This window comes from Gammaproteobacteria bacterium (assembly GCA_009838035.1).
Taxonomy (GTDB): domain Bacteria; phylum Pseudomonadota; class Gammaproteobacteria; order Steroidobacterales; family Foliamicaceae; genus Foliamicus.
This window is the reverse complement of sequence record VXSK01000028.1, coordinates 41,018-55,709: the sequence shown is the minus strand read 5'-3', so window position 1 is coordinate 55,709 and position 14,692 is coordinate 41,018. Positions and strand designations below refer to the sequence as shown.

Annotated in this window: 13 protein-coding genes; 6 read left to right on the top strand and 7 right to left on the bottom strand. The window is 65.3% G+C overall.

The annotated features are described in order from the left end of the window. Positions 1-2 precede the first annotated feature (2 nt). Entirely contained in the window at positions 3-770 is a 768-nt protein-coding gene (locus F4Y72_11295) for an SDR family oxidoreductase (GenBank protein MXZ28869.1), read from the bottom strand. A 26-nt stretch (positions 771-796) separates the two neighbouring features. Further along, positions 797-1,255: a MaoC family dehydratase gene (locus F4Y72_11290; protein MXZ28868.1), complete on the bottom strand. Its 459-nt coding sequence runs from the start codon at positions 1,253-1,255 to the stop codon at positions 797-799. A 92-nt stretch (positions 1,256-1,347) separates the two neighbouring features. Here F4Y72_11290 and F4Y72_11285 point away from each other — a divergent pair, with 92 nt between their 5' ends. The 5 genes from F4Y72_11285 (at position 1,348) to F4Y72_11265 (ending at position 5,971) form a co-directional block, all read left to right on the top strand. Continuing rightward, positions 1,348-2,262 carry a hypothetical protein gene (locus tag F4Y72_11285; protein ID MXZ28867.1) on the top strand — a complete coding sequence of 305 codons (915 nt, stop codon included), beginning with the start codon at positions 1,348-1,350 and terminating at the stop codon, positions 2,260-2,262. Positions 2,263-2,333: 71 nt separating this feature from the next. Further along, positions 2,334-4,091 carry an aspartate--tRNA ligase gene (gene aspS / locus F4Y72_11280; protein MXZ28866.1) on the top strand — a complete coding sequence of 586 codons (1,758 nt, stop codon included), beginning with the start codon at positions 2,334-2,336 and terminating at the stop codon, positions 4,089-4,091. Between the two features lie 35 nt (positions 4,092-4,126). Beyond that, positions 4,127-4,465, top strand: coding sequence for a zinc ribbon domain-containing protein (locus F4Y72_11275; protein ID MXZ28865.1), 339 nt, complete (start codon positions 4,127-4,129; stop codon positions 4,463-4,465). A 25-nt stretch (positions 4,466-4,490) separates the two neighbouring features. Next, positions 4,491-5,147 carry a DUF502 domain-containing protein gene (locus F4Y72_11270; GenBank protein MXZ28864.1) on the top strand — a complete coding sequence of 219 codons (657 nt, stop codon included), beginning with the start codon at positions 4,491-4,493 and terminating at the stop codon, positions 5,145-5,147. Further along, complete coding sequence (locus F4Y72_11265; protein ID MXZ28863.1) at positions 5,144-5,971, top strand: glycosyltransferase; 828 nt, start codon at positions 5,144-5,146, stop codon at positions 5,969-5,971. The genes F4Y72_11270 and F4Y72_11265 overlap by 4 nt, the downstream gene beginning before the upstream one ends. Here the strand turns inward: F4Y72_11265 and F4Y72_11260 are convergent. From F4Y72_11260 to F4Y72_11245, 4 genes are all read right to left on the bottom strand, one after another. Further along, positions 5,968-8,745, bottom strand: coding sequence for an insulinase family protein (locus F4Y72_11260; GenBank protein MXZ28862.1), 2,778 nt, complete (start codon positions 8,743-8,745; stop codon positions 5,968-5,970). The two genes, F4Y72_11265 and F4Y72_11260, sit on opposite strands and share 4 nt — an antisense overlap. A 101-nt stretch (positions 8,746-8,846) precedes the next feature. Then, positions 8,847-11,438, bottom strand: coding sequence for an ATP-dependent chaperone ClpB (clpB, locus tag F4Y72_11255; GenBank protein ID MXZ28861.1), 2,592 nt, complete (start codon positions 11,436-11,438; stop codon positions 8,847-8,849). 30 nt (positions 11,439-11,468) lie between these two features. Next, complete coding sequence (gene pgeF / locus F4Y72_11250) at positions 11,469-12,152, bottom strand: peptidoglycan editing factor PgeF (protein MXZ28860.1); 684 nt, start codon at positions 12,150-12,152, stop codon at positions 11,469-11,471. After that, positions 12,140-13,078, bottom strand: a complete 939-nt coding sequence (locus F4Y72_11245) for an RluA family pseudouridine synthase (GenBank protein ID MXZ28859.1) — start codon at positions 13,076-13,078, stop codon at positions 12,140-12,142. The genes pgeF and F4Y72_11245 overlap by 13 nt, the downstream gene beginning before the upstream one ends. A gap of 116 nt (positions 13,079-13,194) precedes the next feature. On the opposite strand from F4Y72_11245, the gene F4Y72_11240 reads away from it, so the two are divergent. Further along, positions 13,195-13,983: an outer membrane protein assembly factor BamD gene (locus tag F4Y72_11240; protein MXZ28858.1), complete on the top strand. Its 789-nt coding sequence runs from the start codon at positions 13,195-13,197 to the stop codon at positions 13,981-13,983. A 13-nt stretch (positions 13,984-13,996) separates the two neighbouring features. On the opposite strand, the gene F4Y72_11235 is transcribed toward F4Y72_11240, so the two are convergent. Continuing rightward, positions 13,997-14,671: a hypothetical protein gene (locus tag F4Y72_11235; GenBank protein MXZ28857.1), complete on the bottom strand. Its 675-nt coding sequence runs from the start codon at positions 14,669-14,671 to the stop codon at positions 13,997-13,999. Between the last annotated feature and the right edge of the window lie 21 nt (positions 14,672-14,692).

Here is a 14,692-nt window from a genome sequence, read left to right as displayed (position 1 = left end):
GCTCAGACGTGGATGCCGCCGTCCACCAGCAGCGCCTGACCGGTCACGTAGGAACCGGCGGGCGACGCGAGGAACACGACCAGCCCGGCCACTTCGTCCGGAGCGCCCATGCGTCCCAGCGCCGTCGTGTCAAGAAAGCTCTCGCGGGCCCCGGCGTCGCTCCAGAGCGCCCGGGAGAAGTCGGTCTTGATCAGTCCCGGGCAGACCGCGTTGGCGGTGATGCCGTCGCGGCCGTATTCCAGCGCCAGGTTCCGCGCCATCTGGATCTCCGCGGCCTTGGACATGCCGTAGGCGCCGATCCTGTCGTGCGCCGTCTGGCCCACGTACGAGGAAATCAGCACGATCCGGCCGTGTCCCCGGCTGCGCATGTCCGGAACGACCAGCCGGCTGAGCCACAGGTTGGCCGTGACGTTGCAGCGCCAGATTCTCTCCAGGGCGCTGTCGGACGTTTCGAGCAGGGGGCCGAAATGCGGATTAACGCCCACGTTGGAAACCAGGATGTCGATGGCGCCGAATGCCGCGCGGGTGCGCGCCACGAGGTCCTCCACCTGGTCCTTGTGATAGACGTTGCAGGGCGCGGAAATGGCGGTTCCCTTGCCGAAGCGCAGGTTCAGTTCCTCGGCGGTCTGCTCGCATGCCTCCGCCTTGCGGCTGGATGCGGTTACCCGTGCGCCGTGCTCCGCCATCCGCGTGGCGATGGCCTTCCCTATGCCCCGCGTGGAGCCGGTAATCAGCGCCGTGCGGCCCTCCAGGTTGAACAGTTCGTCCACGCCGCTAGTGTGCTGTTGCGCCGAAATCAGGAATCCTGCGCTATCAGCATGAAGAGCTGTTGCGCCACCCAGGCGGGTCTTTCCTGGCCTTCGATTTCCATGGATTTCTCCAGCCGGATGACCACCCGGCCCGGTCCTCGTTCCCGGACCTCGGTGCACCTGGAGTGAACCCGAACGCGCGAACCCGCCGGGACCGGGTTGATGAAGCGCAGCTTGTCCAGTCCATAATTGATGACGAAGCCGACTCCCTCGATTTCCGACATCTCGGGCGACTCGAGGTGAACCGAAAGCGACAGCGTCAAAAAGCCGTGCGCGATGGTGGACCCGAACGGCGTTTCGCGGGCCACGCGTTCGGGATTCACGTGGATGAACTGATGATCCAGGGTGCAGTCCGCAAAGGCGTTGATCCGTGCCTGATCCACGTCAAGCCAGTCCGACGGAGTGAGCTCGCGGCCCTCCCATTCCTTAAGGTTTTTGATCTTCATCCCGCGTGCCTCGCTGCCCCGGATCAACGCCTGTCGAAACCGTCGAAGCGGTATAGTATAGAAGTTTATTTCGGCTTTCCGGAGGTCGCTCCATGAACGCGCTGGCCCGGGTGTTTGCCCGTCCTCCGTTTATCGGATTATTCCCTTTCGCGGTGTTCTTCGTGTCCCAGGGCCTGGGGCACTCGGTAATGATCCAGATTGAGCATGCGATCGGTGCGCCGGGGATGTATTACGCGGCCGGCGCCATGGGCCTGATCGGTGCATTCCTGCTCTGGCTCGGCATGCGCCAGGACAGCGAGGTGAGCGGTACCTGGCTCGGCTATTTCGCCGCCTGGCTGCTGTGGACCGGCTGGGTGGAATTCTCGTTCGTCTATTACGCGATCTGGCTGGGCGTCCCGGACCTTATGGACGCGAGCGGCGAAGTGGCCACCAACGCGGAATACCTGGTGATGATGTCTTCTTTGGGGGTGATGCTCGCCACCCTGGTCTATTTCCTGTTCAATCGCGAGACGCGATGCAATTTCTTCCGCTGGTGCCATCGCTGGCTCGGCATGGGGACCGGCAAGCCCACCGAGGGGCACAAGCGCAACTTCGCGGCGATAACCGCACTGGAGACCATTTACCTCATCTGGTTCTTCTATCTTTTCCTGCTCATCATTTACGACGAGAACGTGCTGGGCGACCAGCATCCGGTCACGTACGGGATCGCCGCGCTGAACGCGGTATGGGCGATCTACCTGCTGCGGCGCCTGCTGCGCTTCAAGCGAGTCGCCACGGCGTTGCGCTACTCCGTCGCAACCGCGATCATCAGTTGGAACGCGTACGAATTCGTCGGACGATGGGGATGGGTCGACGATTTCTTCGTCAATCTGGAGCAGTACGGCTGGCAGGTTATCGCGGTGGCTGTCGCCTCGGTTCTGGTCGTGGCGTTATGCCTGATCATGCCGGCGGGCAAGAAGGAACGCGAGCGCATGGAAGCGATGCAACTGGAACTCGGCGCAAGCTAGTTCACCAGGCTTGATTTGACCCCGGGCGCTGCGTTGCGGCCGCCCATTAGGCGTTTGCGTATTCAATGAACATGCGATCTCACTACTGCGGTGAACTCCGCGCCGATGCCGATGGACAACGGGTCGAGGTGTGCGGCTGGGTCAACGGCCTGCGCGACCACGGAGGCGTGATCTTCATCGACCTGCGCGACCGCGAGGGAATCATGCAGGTCGTCTGCAACCCGGACCAGCCTGCCGTGTTTGCCGTTGCCGAAAAGGCCCGCGCCGAATGCATATTGCGGGCCACCGGCGCGCTGCGCATCCGCCCCGAGGGCACGGCCAATCCCGATCTGAAGACGGGAGAAGTCGAACTGGTGGCCGAGTCGCTGGAAATCCTCTCCGCCGCGCGGGACCTGCCCTTTCACCACGGCGAGGGCGCCGGCGAAGAGTTGCGGCTGAAGTACCGGTACCTTGACCTCAGGCGGCCGGAAATGCTGGACCGGCTGCGCCTGCGCCACAGGGTTTTCGCCGCGATACGCGCGTTCCTGGACCGGCGCGGCTTCGTGGACGTGGAAACGCCCATGCTTACCCGCGCCACACCGGAAGGCGCGCGCGATTTTCTCTCTCCGGCCCGCAACCGGCCGGGGCGCTTCTACGCCCTGCCGCAGTCCCCGCAGCTGTTCAAGCAACTGCTGATGATGTCGGGACTGGACCGCTACTACCAGATCGTGCGCTGCTTCCGCGACGAGGACCTGCGCGCCGACCGGCAGCCGGAATTCACCCAGCTCGACGTGGAAATGTCGTTCGTGGACGAAGAGGACGTGATGGGATTGATGGAGGCCCTGGTGCGCGAGGTGTTCTCCGGCGTGCTGGACGTGGAACTCGCGGATCCGTTTCCGCGCATGACCTACGCCGAGGCGATGCAGCGGTTCGCCAGCGACGCGCCGGACTTGCGCAACCCGCTGGAACTCGTCGAGCTGAGCGGCATATTCGCGGATTCGGAATTCAAGGTGTTCTCGGCGCCGGCCCGGGACCCCGGCTGCCGCGTGGCGGCGCTGAAGATTCCCGGCGGCGCCGGAATGACGCGCCGCGAACTCGACGAACTGACCGGATTCGTGCAGGCCATGGGCGCCAGGGGAATGGCCTGGATCAAGGTGGCCGATCCGGCAGTCGGCCGGGAGGGCATGCAGTCGCCGGTGCTGAAGTTCCTGGCCGACGAAGAGATCGCGGCGCTGCTCGAAAAGACCGGGCCGGCCGCGGGCGACCTGCTGCTGTTCGGGGCGGGAGCGGCCGCGATCGTGAACCGCACGCTGTCGGCACTGCGCGACCGGCTGGGCCGGGAACGGGGCCTGATCGGCGGCGGCTGGGCGCCGGTGTGGATCACGGAATTCCCGGGGTTCGAGTTCGACGAAGACGAAAAACGCTGGAAGGCGCTTCATCATCCCTTTACCGCGCCCGGCGTGACCGCGTCCGGCGAGTTGCTGGAACGGCCCGCGCAGGCCTCGTCGCGCGCCTACGACCTGGTCCTGAACGGCCACGAGATCGGCGGCGGCTCGGTCCGCATTCACCAGCGCGACATGCAGGCGGCCGTGTTCGAACTGCTGGGGCTTTCGGCGGAGGAAGCGGACCGGCAGTTCGGGTTTTTCCTGAAGGCGCTGGACTACGGCGTCCCGCCGCACGGCGGCATCGCCTTCGGGCTGGACCGCTGGGTCATGCTCATGGCCGGGGCCGAATCGATACGCGAAGTGATCGCCTTCCCCAAGACGCAATCCGGCGCCTGTCCCCTTACCGATGCGCCCGCCGCCGTCGAAGCGAAGCAACTGCGGGAACTCGGCTTGCGGCCGTTATAAACTACTCGCGGCCCGAAGGCTCATTTGCTGCTCCCATGCCCATTTACGAATACGAATGCCGCGAGTGCGGGTACCGGCTGGACGCGCTGCAGAAGATGAGCGATCCGCTCCTCAGCGATTGTCCCGAATGCGAGCGGCCGGGCCTCAAGAAGCTGGTTTCGGCGCCGCACTTCCGGCTGAAGGGAAGCGGCTGGTACGAGACCGATTTCAAGAACAGCGGGCGCGACAGGCAGGATGACGCGGGTAAGGACGCAGGGAATGGCGCAAGCAAAGCGGCGTCCGGTAAGGAGACGGACGGCGGCAAGGACAAGGCGGGCTCTTCCCCGGGCAAGGAATCGGGCGCGAAGCCGGCATCCGACGCAGCCGCCGCATGAGCAATGGCTGACAGCCGTATCAGCAATGTTTAGGAACTGGTGGCCGCGCCTGAGGCGCGTGCTGGTGGCCGGAGTGCTGGTTTGGGTCCCGTTGGGAATCACGGTGATCCTGCTGCGGTTCCTGATCGGCCTGGCGGACCAGACGCTCGAGTTGATTCCGGAACCTTTTCAACCCGAAGCGCTGCTCGGACGTCCGATTCCGGGGCTGGGCGTAGTCCTCAGCCTGGTGCTCCTGTTCCTAACCGGGCTGGTGGCCGCCAATGTGGTCGGCAAACGCTTTATCGGGTTCTGGGAAGCGTTGCTGCGCCGCATTCCGGTCGTGAAGACCATTTACACGGCCGCAAAGGGTTTCCTGGAAATGGTCCTGAGCGGCCAGAGCGGCTCCTTCAGCCGGGTGCTGCTGATCGAATACCCGCGCAAGGGTATCTACTGCATCGCGTTTCAGACCTCCAGCACGGTAGGCCAGCTGGCCGAGCACACGCCGGATTCGGTTTGCGTGTTCGTACCCACCACGCCGAACCCGACCTCCGGGTTCCTGGTCGTGGCGCCGGAGAAGGATCTGATCGAACTGAACATGAGCGTGGAGGATGCGATCAAGCTCGTCGTATCCGTGGGCGTCGTGGTTCCGGACCCGCACAATCTTCCCCGCGTCGATCCCGACGCCGGGGCGAGAGAAGCATGAGCAAACGGCCGTTTGACGTAACGGTCATTTTCAGCACCTACCGGCAGCCCGAATGGCTGGAAAAGACGCTATGCGGCTTCGCCCACCAGACCCACCGGGACTTCGAAGTGGTCGTGGCCGACGACGGCTCCGGCGAAGACACGGCCGAAGTCATCCGCAATGCCCGCGCCGGCGCCGGGCTTGAGATCGAGCACGTCCGGCAGGAGGACCGCGGCTTTCGCAAGTGCCGGATCCTGAACAAGGCCATCGCCAGGGCGCGGGGCGAATACCTGATTTTTACCGACAGGGACTGCATCCCTCAGCCGGAATTCGTGTCGCTGCATCTCGACCTCGCCGAACCGCGGCGTTTCCTCTCGGGCGGCCTGCTCAGGTTGCCGCTGGGACTGTCCCACAACATCGGGCCGGACGACATCGCGGCGAGTCGCTGCTTCTCCGCCTCAAGGCTGCGCAGCCGCGGCATGCCGCCGACCTACAAGCTTCTCAAGCTCACCGCCGGCGCGGGCTTCGGGGCGGTGCTGGACCGCCTGTCCCCGGCCACCGCCGGCTGGAACGGTCACAACGCTTCAGGCTGGAAAGCCGACATCCTCGCGGCAAACGGTTTCGACGAGCGGATGGGCTACGGCGGAGAAGACCGGGAACTGGGCGAGCGCCTGGAGAACGCCGGAATCCGCGGCAAGCGCATTCGCCACCGGGTCACCTGCCTGCACCTGGACCACCCGCGCGGCTACGTCGATCCGCAGGTGCGCGCAGCCAATCTCGCGATCCGCCAGGAAACCCGGCGCACGCGCCGCACCCGCACCGGGCACGGCATCGGGCAACTCTAGCCGGCGGCCGCTGCGGCGCCTCCGGCTTCGGCCTTGGCCTTGTCGCCACCGATCAGGATCACGAAATCATCGGCCTTGTAGTACTTGCGGAAGGTGTCGTTGACTTCCTCAAGCGTAAGCGCCCTGTAACGCTCGTGCATGGCGCCGTACCACTCTGCATCGAGTCCGTGTTCCGCGCCGCCCCTGAGAATGTTCGCCAGCGAGCCGTCGCTTGACCAGGAGCTCAGGTTCCCGGAGATCGTACCGTCCACCGCGTCCATGAGTTCCTCCGCCGTAAACCCGTCGTCCAGGGCCCGATGCAGTTCCTCCAGTGCGCCGGCCCTGACCTTGGACAGGTTTTCCGGCGCCGCGATGGCCTGGATGAAGAGGGCGCCGCTATCGTCGCCCTCGCGGTTGGACGCGTTCATGCCGCCGCCCGCTCCGTACGACCAGCCTTCTTTCTGGCGCAGGCGGTCGATCAGACGATTGCTCATCCCGCCGCCGCCGAAAATGCGGGTCGCGATGGCCAGCGCGGCGTAGTCCTCGTCGCGCACGTTCAGTGGAATCGGAAGCGCCGCGACCATGACCCCGTTGGCCTTGTCGGGCGTATCCAGCCATTCCTGCCGGGACTCCACGGCGTGATAGCCGCTCGGCGCGGGCACATACGCCACCGGCGCTTCCCAATCGCCGAACAACTCGTTCAGGCGCGCAGCCAGCGCAGCGGAATCTACGTTGCCCACGGCGGTCGCAATGGCGCCCTTGAAGCCGACGTGCGAATTCCAGAATTCGGCCAACGCGTCCCGATTCATGTTGCGGATCATCTCTTCCTGCTCGTCCAGGTCCATCGCGTAGCGGAAATGGTCCGGTCCATACGGGCTCAGCGTCTTGGACAGCGCGACCTGGACTTCGGTCTGGGGTTGTCCCCGCGCACCAGCAATGCTTGCCAGCGCGGAACGCTTGACCTCTTCGAGCTGGTCGGCGTCGAAGACCGGTTCGCGCAGCACATGCGCCATGAGCGACAGCGCCTCGTCAAAATTCTCCTCGTCGGTCGTGAGCGAGGCGCTGATGCTCTGCCCACCGCCGCCCACGCCAAGGCTGCTCTTCAGGCGGTTCCATTCCGTCGCCAATTCGTCGCGCGTGTATCGTGACGTGCCGCGTTGCAGTTGACCCGTCGCGTAACCGGGGACCCCGTGTTTGCCGGCCAGGCTCTCTTCGCTGCCGTAGAACAGGTTCAGCGAAACGATGATCTGGTCGCCGCGCGACTTCTTCTCGATCGCCCACAGCGAGCCGCCGTTGGCGAGTTCCTGCGTTACGGTGCGGGAAGCGATGTTCTCCGGCGTCGGGACAAATTCTTCACCGGCGCTCACCGATTGACGGCCCGCCAGGGCCGCCAGTTGCGTGCTTTGATCGCCCCGGGACTCGACCGTGGAGCGATCCGGGCTCTCGGTCGGTATGAACATGCCCGCGGTGCGGTTGCTCCGCTTGAAGTGCCTGGCCGCGGCCTCGTTCAGATCGTCCACGGTGACGGCATCGAGCTGGTCCTTGTAAAGGAACAGGTACCGCCAGTCGCCCGAAGCGATGCTCTCGGAGAGTCGGTTGGCAAGAAAGCCCACGCTCTTGATGGCGTTGTCGTAGCCCGACACCAGGGCAAGCTTCGCCCATTCGAGTTCCTCTTCCGTAATCGGTTCCTCGACAATGCCTTCCGCGACTTCCAACAACGTGTCCAGCACCAGTTGCGTATCGCCGTCCACCGGCACCGTGGCGCTGAGCTGGAAAAGGCCCGGGTAGGCAAAGGAATCGGCGCCGGCGCCCGCGCCGGCGGCAATGCCAGGCTCGACCATCTTGCGGTACAAGCGTCCGCGGCTGGAATCCGACAGGATCCGCCCCACCACGCCGAGAGCCGTATTTTCGGCGGTCGCCCCGGCCGGAATGTGATAGGCGGCCGCGACCAGGCTTTGTTCACCCACCCTTCGCAGGGTCACGAGGCGCTCGCCGTCCTGCACCGGTTCGACGGTGTAGATGCTCGGCAGTTCGCGCTCCGGTGCCGGGATGGCGCCGAACGAATCGGCGATGATCGCGGCGACCTCCCCGGGGTCGAAATCGCCGGCCACGATCAGCGTTGCGGTGTCCGGCTGGTAGTACATGCGGTAGAAGGCCTGCAGGCGGCCGATATCCACGCCCTCGACGTCGGAGCGCGCGCCGATCGTCGAGTTGCCATAGTTGTGCCACTCGAAGGCCGCCGCCCGGATGCGCTGAGACAACATCCTTCCCGGGTTGTTTTCGCCGCGCTCCATTTCATTGCGGACCACGGAAAATTCCGATTGCAGGTCCTCGTAGGCGATGTGCGAGTTGACCATGCGGTCGGCCTCCATGCGCAGCGCATATTCCAGGTTGTCATCGGTGGGCTCGAAGCTCTCGAAGTAGTTGGTTCGATCGAGCCAGGTCGTGCCATTGAATTGCATTCCCCGCTCGGAAAAATCCCCCGGGATGTCGGGATGGTCCGGCGTTCCCTTGAACAGCAGGTGCTCCAGCAGATGCGCCATTCCCGTTTCGCCGTAGTTCTCGTGCATGGAGCCGACGTGATAGGTGACGTTCACGGTCACTCGCTTCTGAGCACTGTCGGGAAACAGCAGTACCTGCAGGCCGTTGGGCAGCGAGTACTCGTGTATGCCTTCTACGCTCGTTACGTATTCGAACCCGCCCTCTCCGGCGGAAATGCCCAGCGGATCTTCCGCCGCGGCGGCCGCCGGCAGCACCAGCAGCATGACCATCAATTTCTGTCTCAGATACCTCATCGCAATCTCCTTCTGAAAATCATCACCCAACTTAATTCTGATGCAGCCGCTGTCGTCACCGTTGCATCAAAAGCACCCGTGCTTCCCACGGGGCTGCCATCTTACGCTGCTTCGGGACGGTCGCGAACCGAAATCACGGATTCTCCGTCCTTGTCGGCCACTTCCAGCGTCTCGCCCGGCCTGGCGTCCGCCGACAGCAGCCATTCCGCCAGAGGGTTCTCCACATAGTCGCGAATCACCCGTTTCAGCGGCCGGGCGCCGTATGCCGGGTCGTAGCCGAGATTAGACAGCCGCAACCTTACTTCATCCTTAACTTCGAGCCCCAGGTCCTGGTCCGCGAGCCTGAGCGCAAGCCGATCGAGCTGCAGGTCCACGATCGCGCGAATCTCGTCGCGCGTCAGCGGCCTGAACACAACGATGTCGTCGATGCGGTTGAGGAACTCCGGGCGAAAGTGCGAACGCAGGGAGTCCATCACGGCCTTCCTGATCTCCTCGTGTTCGGATCCGGCCAGTGAACGGATCCGGTCCGATGCCAGGTTGGAGGTCATGATCACGACCGTATTGCGGAAATCCACCGTTCGGCCCTGGCCGTCGGTCAGGCGCCCTTCGTCGAGCAATTGCAGCAGAATATTGAGCGCGTCCGGATGCGCTTTCTCCAGTTCGTCCAGCAAAAGGACGGAATACGGCTTGCGGCGCACGGCCTCCGTGAGTTGCCCGCCCTCTTCGTAGCCGATGTAGCCGGGCGGCGCGCCGACCAGCCGTGAAACGGCGTGCTTTTCCATGTACTCCGACATGTCGACCCGCACCATCGCGGCCTCGCTGTCGAAAAGGAACTCCGCCAGCGCCTTGCACAGCTCGGTCTTGCCCACGCCCGTGGGACCCAGGAACAGGAACGAGCCGGCAGGCCGGTCCGGGTCGGCGAGACCGGCGCGCGAGCGGCGGATCGCCCGCGACACCGCACGTACCGCCTCGTCCTGGCCGATCAGGCGGCGATGCAGCTCGTCCTCCATGCGGTTGAGCCGCTCGCGCTCGCCGGTCAGCATGCGGGCAACCGGAATGCCCGTGGCGCGGGCCACGACGGCGGCGATGTCGGCTTCCCCGACCCGGCTGGAGAGCATGGCGCCGGCGGCGTGTTCCGGCTCGTTATTCTGAGACTCCTCAAGTTTCCGTTCCAGCTCCGGGATTACGCCGTACTGAAGCTCGGACATGCGCTGCAGGTCCTGCCCGCGGCCGGCCTTCTCCAGCGCCAGTCGAGCCTGTTCCAGTTGCTCCTTGAGTCCGGCGGTTTCCTGGGTGCGGGCCTTTTCCGTCTTCCACGTCTCCGACAGTTCGGCGTGTTGTCCTTCGCGCTCGGCAATCTCGGCATCGAGGTCCGCCAGCCGCTGCCGCGCTCCCTCGTCCTCGTCCTTGCTCAGGGCCTCGCGTTCGATCTTCAACTGGATGAGCCGCCGCTCCAGCCGGTCGATGGCTTCCGGCTTGGAGTCCATCTGCAGCCGAATGCGCGCGGCGGCCTCGTCGATCAGGTCGATGGCCTTGTCCGGCAACTTGCGGTCGGTGACGTAGCGCTGAGACAGGGTGGACGCGGCGACTATGGCGGCGTCCGAAATCGTGACGCCATGATGCACTTCGTAGCGTTCCTTCAGGCCGCGCAGGATGGCGATCGTGTCCTCGACGCTGGGTTCGTCGATCAGCACCTTCTGAAAGCGCCGCTCGAGCGCGCCGTCCTTCTCCAGGTTCTTGCGATACTCGTCCAGGGTCGTTGCGCCCACGCAATGCAATTCGCCGCGCGCCAGGGCGGGTTTGAGCATGTTGCCGGCGTCCATGGCGCCCTCGGCCTTGCCGGCGCCAACGAGCGTATGCAGCTCGTCGATAAACAGGATGATCCGGCCTTCCCGTTTCGCCAGTTCCTTCAGAACCGCCTTCAGACGCTCCTCGAACTCGCCGCGGTACTTGGCGCCCGCGATCATCGCGCCGAGATCCAGGGCCAGCAGGCGCTTGTTCCTGAGCCCCTCGGGCACTTCCCTGTTGGCGATGCGCTGCGCCAGCCCTTCCACCACCGCGGTCTTGCCGACGCCCGGCTCGCCGATCAGCACCGGGTTGTTCTTGGTCCGCCGCTGCAGGATGTGCATCGTGCGGCGGATCTCCTCGTCGCGGCCGATGATGGGATCGAGCTTGCCTTCCTCGGCGCTGCGGGTCAGGTCGATCGCGTATTTCTCCAGCGCGCCCCGCAGTTCCTCGGCGCCCGGTTCGTCGACGGTTTCCCCGCCGCGAACCTGGTCGATCGCCGCCTCCAGTCGCGCAGGATCCACGCCGGCGTCGTTCATCAGTCGCGCATGCTCGCCTTTGTCGCTCACGGCGGCAAGCAGCAGGATCTCGCTGCTGACCAGCGTATCGCCGCGCTTGCGCGCCAGCTTGCCGGCCAGGTTGAGCACCCGCGCAAGCGCCGCCGAAGCGTGCAGATCGCCCTCCTGTCCCTGGACGCTCGGCATGCGCTCCAGCGCTTCGGCAAGATCGGTCTGGAGTTTTCCGGTGTCGGCGCCACCGCGGCGCAGGAGCGGCAGCACGGCGCCCCTATCCTGCTCCAGCAGCGCCCGAAGGACGTGCAGCGGCTCGAGAAACTGGTGGTCGGCATCCACGGCGGCCGCCCGCGCCTCGGACAGCGCTTCCCGCACGCGGTTGGTGAATTGGTCCATTACTCGGATATAGCGTCCGGCGGCGCGAATTCAACCGAGCGGGTCCAGCCAGACAAAGGAGGAATGACGCTCTGTGCCTCCGTCCCTGCGATAGGAATGAAAACGGACGGGATCCGAGAACGTGCACCAGCGGGCGCCGTAGACGTCCTTGATTCCGAGCCTGAGTAGCTGATGCCGCGCAAGGCCGGCCAGGTCGAGAAGCCAGTGCGTGCTGTCCCGTCTGGCAAAGAACTGCGCCGAATCGGGCGTACTGGTGGAAATGGCCCAGAAAACGTCGGCGCCGACCTCGTACGCCGGGCCGCCGATGCCGGGACCGATCCACGCCATCAGGTCCGGCGGGTCGATCGCCCCGGGACCGCCTTCACACAATGCGGCCACGGTCGCCTCGATCACGCCCGAAGCCAGGCCGCGCCAGCCGGCGTGAGCCGCTCCGACGCGACTTCCGGCAGCATCGCAAAACAGGACCGGCAGGCAGTCGGCGGTGCGCAGCATGCACGCGCGCCCCGCGCTGAACGACACGCAGCCATCGGCCTCGACTTCGGTCCAGTCACCGTCGGCGCATACAACGTCCCTGCCGTGCATCTGCGAGAGCCAGCGCGGTTCGCCGGGGATCTCCAGCAGGCGCCATGCCTCGCCGGGTTCGACGCCGCGCAGCGTGCTGGCGGCGCGAACCGGCCGGGGCGCCGGCCAATCGGGGCGAATCAGCCGCTCCATGAGAAATCGTCCCAGCCGCGCTCCTCCCCGGCGAGGCGCGTCAGCAGACCGCGCATGTCGTCCGGCAATGGAGCCTCAAAATTGCAGTCCCGATCCGTCGCGGGATGCCTTGTCCCGATCCGGCCGGCATGCAGCGCCGGACGGCCGAAGCCGTCCCTGCTGCGGGAATACAGCGAGTCCCCGACCAGCGGATACCCGGCGTGCGCCAGGTGCACGCGTATCTGGTGCGTGCGCCCCGTCTCCAGTCGGACCGCGACAAGCGCATTCACGGGAAAACGTTCAAGGACGCGATAGTGGGTAACGGCGCTGCGCCCGCCCGGACGAACCGCCATACGCAGCCGGTCGCGGGGATGGCGCCCCAGGGGCTGTTCCATGGTCCCGCCGGCCACCGGACAACCCCGCGTCACCGCCCGGTACTCGCGGCGAATCCGCCTGGCCTGCAGGTCCCGGGTAAGCCGCTGGTGGGCGGCGGCCGTGCGGGCCACGAGCAGCAGCCCCGTTGTGCCCGCATCCAGCCGGTGCACCAGCCCGAAGCGCGGCACGGCCTCGAGTTCCGGGAAACGATGCAGCAGCCCGTTCTGCAGCGTGCCGCCGGGATTCCCGGCGCCCGGATGCACGACCAGCCCGGCTGGCTTGTTCACGACGATCAGGTCCGGGTCGGCATGCGCCACGTCGAATTCCACGGGCTCCGGCTCCACCGCTCCCGCAGCCGCCAATTCCCCGCGAATCTCGTATTCCTGTCCCGCTTGCACTAACGAGCGGGGCCTCAATAGACTGCCGCTCTCCTCGGAGACCTGCCCGCGCTCTATCCAGACCTTGATCAGGCTGCGCGAATAGTCCGGCAACAGCTTCGCCAGCGCCGCATCCAGCCGGCGCCCACCGAGATCCCCGGGGATCACGACCCGTTCCTCCACCAGGCGCTTCATCGAACCACACTCCGCATGCCCCGCATCTTCGCAGAAAAAGGGCGGGGCTGACATGCTGCGGGGGCGCTCGTTATACTGCACTCTTGTTCTTGCCGCGATAGTTCTTGCGCACCGAAATGATCTCAACTCGTAACCTCGCCGGCATACTGCTGGTAGCGGCAGCCTGTGCCGCTCTGGCCGGTTGCGGCCGCGGCGACGAGCGCGACGAGCTGTCGGCCGCCAACGTGCTCTACGAACAAGGGCATGCCGCGCTTCAAGGCGGCGACTTCCGCAAGGCCTTGCGTTTCCTCGGCACGCTCAAGGCGCGCTTTCCGTTCAATCCGCAAACCCGCCAGGCTCAACTGGAAATCATCTATTGCCACTATCGGCTGAACGACCAGGACAGCGCGGTGGAGGCGGCGCGCGAGTTCGAGCGCGAGAACCCCCGCCATCCGAACGTCGATTACGCCATCTACATGCGCGGTCTGGCCCTGTTTGCGCGCCAGCCCGGACGCTTCGGGCGCCTGTTCCGGATCGACTACTCCCGGCGTCCCGTCCTGACCGCCGGCGAATCGTTCGACGCCTTCATGCAACTGACGACGCGATATCCCGAGAGCGAATATGCCGCGGACGCCCGGCGCCGCATGGTGTACCTGCGCAACCGCATGGCCCGCTACGAGAACCATGTCGCCGACTATTACCTCCGCCGGGGCGCCTGGATCGCGGCCGCGAACCGGGCGCGGTTCGCGATCGACAACTACCATGGCTCGCCCGAGATCGCCGGTTCGCTCAAGATCCTGGTAAAGGCGTACCGGAGGATAGGGCTGGATGAACTGGCGACGGACGCCGAGCAGATGCTCGCCACGAACTTTCCGGGCGAGCAGGTCGATGAGGAGCAGCGGCGGCGGCGCTTTTTCTTCTTCTAGCAGCCCGTGACTGCTAGTCTTCCAAGGGTATCAGCGCGGCGATCCGCTTTATGCGTCCCTGCTTGCCCGGAGGCCCGAGCGTGATGCACGCCGCCGTGGGGCGCTTGATTTCATACTCGCCGACCGAATAGCGCGCGTACCGGCGCCGCATCACGTCTTCGCTCAGCAGCAAGCGGTACTCGCGTTCCAGGTGGCTGAAGCGCACCCGCACAACGTGTTGGTCGGACACCGGGCGCCGCGTCACGTCCACAATGTAGCGGTCGAGTTCGATCAGCACCAGCGACGAATCCAGTTCCATGGCCTCCGGCGCCAGCACACGGTCATAGGAACCGGCCTTGGTCGAGGTCTGGTCCGACCACAGCTCCAGCGGAGATGAGCACAGATCGCCCAGGAGCTCCCGGGGATAGGTTCCGACCTTGCGCCAGCGGGGGCGCTCGGCGACAAGAAGATTCTCGTTCTGCGGAGGCTTGGGCGTGGCGGCTTCGACAGGCGCGACAAAAACATCCAGTGGGCGGGCCGGGGACTTGTTGCGGTAACGCACGGCGTTGAGAGACAACGCTCCCCCCTTTCCCGCGCCTTGAAGGCGCGCCCACGGGCCCAGTATCTCGCCGTCGAAATGCATCGCGGCTACCCGGAAACCACCTGCGGCTTCGTAGCGCGCCAGGCAGAGAAATTGCTTTATTTCCAACGCAGATCCCAAAAGCGCGGC

What these genes read in the sequence shown, in the direction of transcription:
- F4Y72_11290 (MXZ28868.1), bottom strand. Translation starts at nt 1,255, where the DNA reads ATGAAGATCAAAAACCTTAAGGAATGGGAGGGCCGCGAGCTCACTCCG.
- F4Y72_11285 (MXZ28867.1), top strand. Translation starts at nt 1,348, where the DNA reads ATGAACGCGCTGGCCCGGGTGTTTGCCCGTCCTCCGTTTATCGGATTA.
- aspS (MXZ28866.1), top strand. Translation starts at nt 2,334, where the DNA reads ATGCGATCTCACTACTGCGGTGAACTCCGCGCCGATGCCGATGGACAA.
- F4Y72_11275 (MXZ28865.1), top strand. Translation starts at nt 4,127, where the DNA reads ATGCCCATTTACGAATACGAATGCCGCGAGTGCGGGTACCGGCTGGAC.
- F4Y72_11270 (MXZ28864.1), top strand. Translation starts at nt 4,491, where the DNA reads ATGTTTAGGAACTGGTGGCCGCGCCTGAGGCGCGTGCTGGTGGCCGGA.
- F4Y72_11265 (MXZ28863.1), top strand. Translation starts at nt 5,144, where the DNA reads ATGAGCAAACGGCCGTTTGACGTAACGGTCATTTTCAGCACCTACCGG.
- F4Y72_11260 (MXZ28862.1), bottom strand. Translation starts at nt 8,745, where the DNA reads ATGAGGTATCTGAGACAGAAATTGATGGTCATGCTGCTGGTGCTGCCG.
- clpB (MXZ28861.1), bottom strand. Translation starts at nt 11,438, where the DNA reads ATGGACCAATTCACCAACCGCGTGCGGGAAGCGCTGTCCGAGGCGCGG.
- pgeF (MXZ28860.1), bottom strand. Translation starts at nt 12,152, where the DNA reads ATGGAGCGGCTGATTCGCCCCGATTGGCCGGCGCCCCGGCCGGTTCGC.
- F4Y72_11245 (MXZ28859.1), bottom strand. Translation starts at nt 13,078, where the DNA reads ATGAAGCGCCTGGTGGAGGAACGGGTCGTGATCCCCGGGGATCTCGGT.
- F4Y72_11240 (MXZ28858.1), top strand. Translation starts at nt 13,195, where the DNA reads ATGATCTCAACTCGTAACCTCGCCGGCATACTGCTGGTAGCGGCAGCC.